The organism is Streptomyces sp. SID9727 (assembly GCF_010550605.1).
Taxonomy (GTDB): Bacteria; Actinomycetota; Actinomycetes; order Streptomycetales; family Streptomycetaceae; genus Streptomyces.
On the sequence record NZ_JAAGNI010000192.1, the window covers coordinates 1 to 202 of the forward strand.

Consider the following 202-nt stretch of genomic DNA (forward strand, 5'->3'; position numbering starts at 1 on the left):
CCGAGTCCATCGGAGCAACCGCCTGCACCACGAACCGGAACCCGATTCCGGTGTCGTCGACCGACACTGTGAGCGGGTAGTTCGTGCGCTCGGAGGCGTAGAGGATCTCGATTCCGGAGGTCCTGGTCTCCTCCGACGAGTCGTCCTGCGAGGGGCCGGGGTCGGGCTGGCTGTGTCGGTAGTTGAGGAGTGAGGTGAACAG

Annotated in this window: 1 protein-coding gene; it reads right to left on the bottom strand. The window is 64.9% G+C overall.

The window, feature by feature from the left end; translation table 11 throughout:
- Window positions 1–202 (bottom strand): hypothetical protein (locus G3I41_RS12895; RefSeq protein ID WP_164400349.1); only part of this gene is annotated, 202 nt, incomplete at both ends.